The 8,334-nt window shown below is 52.8% G+C and carries 7 protein-coding genes, 1 tRNA gene and 1 pseudogene; 5 read left to right on the top strand and 4 right to left on the bottom strand.

Annotation, left to right across the window (positions count from 1 at the left end; all coding sequences use genetic code 11):
• Window positions 1-616: LrgB family protein (locus ABYA77_RS14220; RefSeq protein WP_372966625.1), on the bottom strand; the 616-nt coding region annotated here is incomplete at its 3' end.
• A complete protein-coding gene (locus tag ABYA77_RS14215; RefSeq protein WP_372966624.1) occupies window positions 609-974 on the bottom strand; it encodes a CidA/LrgA family protein in 366 nt (121 codons plus the stop codon). The genes ABYA77_RS14215 and ABYA77_RS14220, both read right to left, overlap by 8 nt.
• A gap of 70 nt (window positions 975-1,044) precedes the next feature.
• Here ABYA77_RS14215 and ABYA77_RS14210 point away from each other — a divergent pair, with 70 nt between their 5' ends.
• The 3 genes and pseudogenes from ABYA77_RS14210 to ABYA77_RS14200 form a co-directional block, all read left to right on the top strand.
• On the top strand, window positions 1,045-1,590 hold the full coding sequence (locus ABYA77_RS14210; RefSeq protein WP_372966623.1) for a YaeQ family protein: 546 nt from the start codon (window positions 1,045-1,047) through the stop codon (window positions 1,588-1,590).
• 91 nt (window positions 1,591-1,681) lie between these two features.
• Window positions 1,682-1,758 (top strand) — tRNA-Arg (locus ABYA77_RS14205).
• Between the two features lie 135 nt (window positions 1,759-1,893).
• A pseudogene (locus ABYA77_RS14200) lies at window positions 1,894-2,079 on the top strand (transposase); the annotation flags it as partial.
• A gap of 434 nt (window positions 2,080-2,513) precedes the next feature.
• On the opposite strand, the gene ABYA77_RS14195 reads toward ABYA77_RS14200, so the two are convergent.
• Window positions 2,514-4,151, bottom strand: coding sequence for a hyalin (locus tag ABYA77_RS14195; RefSeq protein WP_372966622.1), 1,638 nt, complete (start codon window positions 4,149-4,151; stop codon window positions 2,514-2,516).
• Window positions 4,152-4,316: 165 nt separating this feature from the next.
• Between ABYA77_RS14195 and ABYA77_RS14190 the strand changes: the two genes are divergently transcribed.
• On the top strand, window positions 4,317-6,032 hold the full coding sequence (locus ABYA77_RS14190) for an ATP-binding protein (protein WP_372966621.1): 1,716 nt from the start codon (window positions 4,317-4,319) through the stop codon (window positions 6,030-6,032).
• Here the strand turns inward: ABYA77_RS14190 and ABYA77_RS14185 are convergent.
• Window positions 6,029-6,640: a response regulator gene (locus ABYA77_RS14185; protein ID WP_372966620.1), complete on the bottom strand. Its 612-nt coding sequence runs from the start codon at window positions 6,638-6,640 to the stop codon at window positions 6,029-6,031. The two genes, ABYA77_RS14190 and ABYA77_RS14185, sit on opposite strands and share 4 nt — an antisense overlap.
• Window positions 6,641-7,161: 521 nt before the next feature.
• Here ABYA77_RS14185 and ABYA77_RS14180 point away from each other — a divergent pair.
• Window positions 7,162-8,334 (top strand): DUF4145 domain-containing protein (locus ABYA77_RS14180; protein WP_372966619.1); only part of this gene is annotated, 1,173 nt, incomplete at its 3' end.

Below are 8,334 nucleotides of genomic sequence, written 5' to 3'. Positions count from 1 at the left end.
TTGCCGTGCCAATCGCGTGGCCATTCAACCCCAAAGCGAAACCAATAATTCGCTCATCGTCAATCTTCAGCCATTTAGCGACCCAATCGACAAATAAGGACGCCAGAACGCCGGTAATCAGCAAACCACCCAGGGTCAGCGACACCGAGCCCCCTAATTGCTCTGCAATGCCCATAGCGATAGGGGCTGTCACTGATTTTGGTGCCAGCGAAGCAAGAACCAGGGGTGTCGCTCCCATCAGCCAGGCAATACCCAAGGCATACACAGCAGCGAGCGTGGCCGCCACAGGCAAGGTGGCGATGATCGGTTTCCAGAGCGCACGGATATGGTGCATCTGCTGATACAGCGGCACACCAAGAGCAACCGTAGCCGGCCCGAGCAGAACCGTCAGCCAGGCCGCGCCCCGGTTATACTCTTCAAAGCCCAGCCCAGACACCGCAACCACCACAGCAAGCAACACCGACGCTATTACCACGGGTGGCATCCACAAGGGCCGACCACAACGGCTAAACAACCACTGAGCCATCATAAAGGCGCCAAGCGTTAACGCAATGGACAGCATCGGCCCTGACGTCCAGACCACCAGCAGATCACTAAAAGCAGACGCATCAGCCATGATCATCTCCTGCATCGGCCAAGGCGACCATTTTCTTCATCAAGAATAATGTCGTCACCACGCTGAGCATCGTGCCAACCACCAATGCCACCACAACAGCTGTCCAGTACCCTTCAAATTGGTCGATGATAAAGAAAACTCCAACCACCCCCGGTGTGATCAAAAGCACCAATACCGAGATCAGGCCCTTACTGGCTTCCGCCAGCTCATCACTGACCTTGCCTCGAAGCATCAGGGTGAACGTCACCATGATCATGCCAAGAACACCCCCACTGACAGACAACCCGGCCCCAAAACGCAACGCTTCCCCAAGCAGGAAGAACACCACCAGAACCAGAAAACCGCGCAACATCACCATACTGCTATGCACCGCCCCTTCGAATTTGCTTTACACTATTGCCCTGCCCGACAAAAACACAGGATTCTCAATGGCACTGAAAGCCACCATATTTAAAGCTACGCTCCATATTGCCGATATGGACCGGCACTTTTACGGCGACCACCACCTGACTGTAGCGCGCCATCCGTCTGAAACCGATGAGCGCATGATGATCAGACTACTGGCCTTCGCCCTGAACGCCAGTGACAACCTGGAGTTTACCAAAGGCCTGAGCAGCGATGACGAACCTGAACTCTGGCAGAAATCGTTGTCCGATGAAATCGAACTCTGGATAGAGCTAGGGCTTCCTGACGAAGACCGGATCCGCAAAGCCTGCAACCGGTCAAAGCAGGTTATCCTCTATACCTACGGAGGCCGCGCTGTACCGGTGTGGTGGGATAAACACCATAACAAGCTAACCCGGTTTAGCAACCTGACCATCGTCGACCTGCCTGCAGAAAAAATCACAGAGCTCGCAGCCCTGGCAGAACGCTCTATGGACCTTCAGGTCTCTATTCAGGATGGCGTAGTGAGCTTCAGTAACGACAAACATCTGGTAAGCCTCACCCCCGGGCAGCGCCTGCCTCAGGCCTGATTCAGTGACTTACCACCAAGGGCTGGACAGAAACGCCCAGCGCACGTAAGATTGCGCACTCGAAATTGACGAGTAATCTGCAATTTCGAATGCGCCCGTAGCTCAGCTGGATAGAGCGCTGCCCTCCGGAGGCAGAGGTCAGAGGTTCGAATCCTCTCGGGCGCGCCATAGATTTCAAGGCCTTACGTGAAAGCGTAGGGCCTTTTTGTTTTTCTGTGTCCAATTTGTGTCCATGGTGTGTCCACGCATTTAAATGGCGTTTGCTTGGTGCAGTAATTTTAACCCTTGCACGGATACAGGCACATAGCAGTTTGGACACAGTATTGCCCGCAGATCAACGCCATTGCTTTGCCTCGCCAACCCGATGTGAGTTGTCGGCAGATAGCCTTGGATATCGGAATCAATTCCAATTTACTGACTCCTTGGCGCAGAGAAGCCGATGCCGAGACAGAAAAGGCCTTCAAGGGGGCTGGTTCTCCCAAAGACGATTTGAGGAGACCTTCTTTCGCTCTCAGTTAAACTGTGGCGAAGGCCCGTCAACATTTATCCATCCGAAGCATTTAAATTAGAGCCATCAAAAACGTAGACAAACACAAACACAAACACAAACACAAACACGAAATGGTATATGTGAATTCGAATCATTACTATTGAAACTCATATGATGTTGTGCCGTGTGAAAAGGATATTCGCTCTTTGCTTGACAGGTCCAAATCTCTAAAATGTCTGAAAGGATAAAAAAGCTTAAATAGTGAGCGCCGAATAGTACCGGGACATATACAGTCTAATGTCCTTGGGTAGGGTCATCCGAATCCATATAAAAAAATACCCCGGACACTGTCCGGGGTATTTTCCTGCCAACTGTAGAAGCAGGTCGCTACAAAGCCTCTACATGCGCACTTCTACCTTTTTCGCATGGGGAATCAGTCGATAACGCTGCTACCCGATCCGGCGCTGATATCCTTCAGGATAACCGTGCCCTCTTCCGAGCCATCGGATACCCAGGGCTCCAGGCCGGAGCTGCCATCATTCGCAACGAACAGGTACTTGCTGCCCAGATCGCCATTGACGGCTGGTGCCACCTGATACATGAACGTCAGCGGGTAAGGCTCGGAGCCTGCGCCCGCCGCTGTATCATTAATATCCTTCACCATCTCCGTTCCCTGGGAGGTGCCATCGGTCTTCCACAGTTCGGTACCGAAATCACTGCCACCGGAGCCTTCGGTATCCGCCGCAAAGAACACCGTACCGTTAACCTCCACCATGGACCAGGCTTGAACATCAGAGAAGGAATAATCTCCCGTGCTACGCACGGCCGGATCAATTTCTGCAGTGCCACTGGTGTTATCGATGCGCAGAAGATACGGGGTTAGCCCGGCTTGCTCCACGTACATAAACACACCCAGTGAGGTGCCGACCAGATCTTCGTCATAAGGCTTATTGGCTTCGCTGGCGGTCAGGTTGGTCACTGTGCTGCCGTCATACTCGAAGATATTCAGGTCTGTGCTGCTGGTCCCCTTATCCGCAACGAAATACACCTTATCGTTGCTGATTACCACATTCTGAGTGATATTGAGCCGTACCGTGCTGCCACCATCATCAAAGGCTACTTCCTCGATATTGCCATCTTGATCCAACTCGTACAGACGAGTTTCTGCATCGGTGGCGTTGAAACGCCCGGTAAACAGCAGCTTGCCGTTATAACCCAGCCAATCATCATCGTTAATCAGTTGCGGGTATTTCGTCAGAGACCCGCCGGTGATGGTGTCGTTATTGGTGGCGATCTTCGCGGTTCCTGCCGCCGTACCATCGGTGAAGTAGACATCGCCGGCATCCTGATCAAAGAAGAACAGGCCGCCATCCACCGGGGTCAGGGACTCAGGCGCCGTATTGCTGGTCGGGTTGCCATCAATAGTCGACGTCAGTGCTTCTACCGCACCGGAAGCGGGGTCGAAAACCACTAGCTCGCGGCCCACACCACTGGCGTCATCCACCACCGCATTCATAAACAACTTACCGGTTGCCGGCACCATATTGTGTGGCTGACCGTTGCCATTGGGATAGATATCCGCCACACGCTCGGTGCCCGCACCGGTGCCGTCGGTGGCCCACAGCTCTACATCACCGTTGCTGTCCTTGCCTGCAAAGTAGAACGTGCCGTCCAGTTCCGCCATGTAGCCGCTGCCGAAGCGACCCACTTCAAAACCGTTGTTATTGTCATCAACGATCTTGACGGTACCGGAGGCAGTGCCGTCGGTTTTATACAGGTACTCAACAAACGCTTCAGCCTGAGCACTGACATTGTAAGAACGGATAGCGACAACCGGGCTACTGCTGCCAGCAGCGGGAAACACCACGAAGCTATTTCCGGTTTCTGTCACTGTGGTGCCAGTTTCTCCTGTGTTTGACTCGGAGGAACCTCCGCCACCTGAACCCGAGGAGCTTTCGCCACCTGAACCCGAGGAGCCTCCGCCACATGCGGTCATCAAGGTCGCTACCGCAATGGCGGCTCCCAGTTTGGAAAGTTGTTTCTTGTTCATCACGTATACCCCGACAGTCATGATTGTCCCAGAGAAGGATTCATTAGAGCACCGGGGAGAATTCTTTTTCTTCACCCTGATGGGTGAATTCCATCAGAAAACACTTACAGGTGAATAGAATCGGGCTAGACTGGACACCTTTATTTTGCCTGGGCGCCAACCATGCCAAAGCCCTTTCGAGATTCGATGACAGATAATCGCGAACGTATTCTTCAGGAGCGCCACAACCTGTTCATGGATGAGGTTGGGTCTCGCATGATCCTGTCATTCTGCGTCGCTGCGGCGCTTCCCCTTTTCTTTATGGATATGCTCAGGGAACCCTCTTTTTTTGGCTGGTATGCGTTACTCCTTTGCGTCGGGATACAGTCCTTTGCAATTACCCGTTTTTATAACGGGAACAGGGATCAGGAATCACAGAAAACCGAAAAATGGCACCGGATAAATCTTTATCTGGCCCTGATCTGGGCCATCCTTTGGTCTGCGTTTCCTTATCTTTTCCTTCAGGGCACCACCCCTGTCATCTTGCTGACCTGCCTGGTGCTCCTATCCATGGCCACTTCTGTGCCTTCTGTTTCCATGGCTGTTTACCCGGATATTTTTATCAGTTTCATCACTCCGGTATTTCTGTCCTGGCTGGCTTTCATACTGATTTTTGTTCCGGAATCACCCCTTATTATCAAGGTCATACCCCTTGCCAACCTGCTTTCCATGGTCCTGTTCAGCCTTTACGTCCATCGCTCCCAGATCAGCACCATTGCCTTGCGAATTGAAGCGGAGCAGGCCAGCGAACTGGCCCATAAAGCCAGTGACAGTAAAACCCGTTTTCTCGCTGCCGCCAGCCACGACCTGCGCCAGCCTTTGCAGGCCGCCACCCTGTATTCCGCCATGCTCAAGAACAACCCGGAACCCCAGCCGGATATTGTTCGCAAACTGGATAGTGCCATTGCCTCGTGCAATGAGCTGCTTGGACATTTGTTAATGCTCTCACGGCTTCAGTCCCAGCGGCTGAAACCCCGCAAACGGGTCATTAACCTTGCCGACACACTGCAACCCGTCATCGACGAAATCACCCCACAGGTCCGGGCCAAAGGCCTGACCCTGGAAATGAATAACCTGGCTGACCAGCACATTTTTACAGATGCGGTTATGTTCACCCGTATCGTCCGTAACCTGCTCAGCAATGCCCTGAAATACACACCCCGGGGGCAAATTCGCCTCAGTGCACGACAGGAAGGAAATCAGCTGCTGCTGGATATCAGCGACACAGGTATCGGTATCGACGAAGCCTATCAGTCCGAGGTGTTCGAGGAGTTCATGCAGATCGACAATGATCACAGCTCCATCCAGAACGGCCTGGGGCTGGGGCTGGCCATCGTCAGTAAACTTGCGGCCCTGTGTGATATCCCTGTAAACATGCAGTCACGCAAGGGGGAAGGAACCACATTTACCCTGTCATTGGCCGCGGCCGCAACCCTCCGGCCTCAGCCAGCCGGCAGGCTGGCCCAGCACCTGCCACTGTTCGAAACAGTCACAGTGCTATTGATTGATGATGATAAAGACATCACCGAAGCACTTGGCAGGTTACTGGAAAGCCGGGGTGCCACAGTCTCAGCCCACCATTCACTGGAATCGGCTCTAAAGGCACTGAAAGAAAGAGGCATGCCGCCTTCGGTAGTGATTACCGATGACCAGATAGGCCCGGGCACCAATGCAGGAAATGTGATCGAAGCGGTCACTGCCCTGTTTCGCCAGCCAGTTCCAACACTGATTATTACAGGCAATACCACCCCTGAATTTATCCAGACACTACCGGATGATATTGATGTGCTGTTCAAACCTGTAGCCGCCGACACACTAACGGCAAAATTGGCGGAAATGCTGTCACTGCAGGGAACCCCTTAAAGGAGCCCCAGATTGCGGGCCTTTGCTATACAGGAGGTACGATTGGCGACCTCCAGTTTTTCGTACAGAAGCCGCAAATGGGTTTTTACCGTGTTGAGACTCACAAACAACTGGCGGGCAATTTCCTTGTTACTGTGACCTTCCTGAATCATCACCAGAATCGCCAGCTGCTGACGGGTCAGGGTAAGCGCTTCTTCTGGAGTGGAGCCGGACATCAGAAGGAAGGACTCTGAGAAATAGCTTCTGCCAGCCATTACCTCACGGATGGCAAACAGGATCTGGTCCACAGATTCACTTTTGTCTACAAAACCGTTGACCTTCAGTTGCAGCGCACGACGAACCGTAACCTCCGTGGCAGAGCCTGAACACACCAGCACCTTTGCATTGCTCATCAACCCCCCAATCAGGTGCCACAGGCTCAGGCCATCCAGGTGCGGCATGGCCTGATCAAGGATCACCAGATCATATCCTCGCAATAAAGGCCGATTGTCCAGCAAGTACCTGGGCTGATCACAGGTGTCAATTATCGCATCAGCATATTTATTCTTTAATGTGATAGTTAAAGCGTCAGCGAATAGTTGGTGGTCATCCACAATTAAGATTTTCAAACATATTACCTTGCCACGCGAGTAATGATTCCGACCCCTAATCATAAGAATAACAAACTGTAAAATATATTTTCTAGCGCGTAAATCCAAATAACCTGCAGCAACTTAAACCTGTCAGCCCCACCAGATTCTGGGGTAGGGTCATGTGGGCTTGTTCGTTTAAGACCGCTTCGGTCTTCTCAAAAAAACGCCCACTAAGGCAACAAGTTACACCTATTCAGACCGTGGCCGACCACTTTGCGTTATCTACCGAAGGCGCCCTCCGGAGGCAGAGGTCAGAGGTTCGAATCCTCTCGGGCGCGCCATATTTTTCAAGGCCTTACGTGAAAGCGTAGGGCCTTTTTGTTTTGTGGCACTTTCGATGCGGCCTATCGAAGATACCGCCAACCCTCCGATCACCGATTTGATAAAATAACAGCCCCCGATTGATAAGTTGGCCTATCCAAAGATCGCTGATAAAGTCGTAAAAGTTAGTAAAGTAACCACCTACAACAATTCAATCTTCTCGTTGGGAGTTAACTGTGCAGGAAGGCATTAACCCACCGGCAAATTTTGCCTTTCTGGCTGAACACGACCCTCTTTTCGTTGAGCTTTCCAGCGCTGCTGAACGTGCGTTTTCAAGCGACCCCAACACTACCCTCATTAAACTCCGTCAGCTCGGCGAAGCCCTTGCCCAGCATCTCGCAGCCCTTTCCGGCATCGACTTCGACGAAAAAACAAGCCAGTCGGATCTTCTCTATCGGCTCAACAAAGAACTGCACCTTGAGCCCCAGGTAAAAGAGCTTTTCCATACCCTGCGCATTGAAGGGAACCGGGCAACACACCAGTTTCGCACCCGCCACAAGGAAGCGATGGACGGCCTTAAACTGGCCAGAGAACTTGCCATCTGGTTCCACAAGTCGTTTGGCAAAGCGGGTACCCACTTCAAGCCTGGCCCCTTTGTACCGCCAGCCGACCCCAGCGCGCAGCTACGCCAGCTGCATACAGATATTGAAAAACTGCGCCACGACCTGCAGCAGGCGAACATGGAGCTGGACAGCAGCCAGCAACTCAGCCAGCTGATCGAAAAAGAAAAAACAGAGTATGAAGCCCTGGCGATGGCCATGGATGAAGAATCCCGGTCCCTGGCGGAACAAGCCCGCCAACATGAGCAAGCCCTGACAGAACAGCAACAAGCCTACGAAGACAAAATAAGATCTTTGCAGCAGAAGCTCTCAGACCAGGGAGAGAACACAATCAGCGCCCAGCGCAAACAGGTTGCCAGACAAACAAAGGCAGCCAGCGACACCCTGGTGCTGAACGAAGAACTCACCCGCATTCTGATAGACCAGCAACTTGTTGAAGCCGGCTGGGAAGCAGACAGCCAGGAGCTCACATACCAGAAAGGCGCTCGCCCAGAGAAGGGCCACCACCGGGCTATTGCCGAATGGCCCACCAACCATAACGGCGAGAAGGGCCGGGCCGATTACGTTCTGTTTGCAGGCCTGACCCCCATAGCCGTAGTCGAAGCCAAAAAAGAAAACACCAACGTCGCCGGCAAAATCCACCAGGCTGAACGCTACAGCAAAGGCTTCAAAGTGGAGGCCCCGTTAGTGGGTGCCTGGGAACTGATGGGCCGCACCATTGCCTGGCCCGCGGATGAAAGCGGTCATTACCATGTACCCTTTGTCTATTCCTGCAACGGCCGCCCCTAT

The sequence above is a fragment of the Marinobacter sp. genome (assembly GCF_041595835.1).
Taxonomy (GTDB): Bacteria; Pseudomonadota; Gammaproteobacteria; order Pseudomonadales; family Oleiphilaceae; genus Marinobacter.
This window is presented reverse-complemented; position numbering and strand designations above follow the sequence as displayed.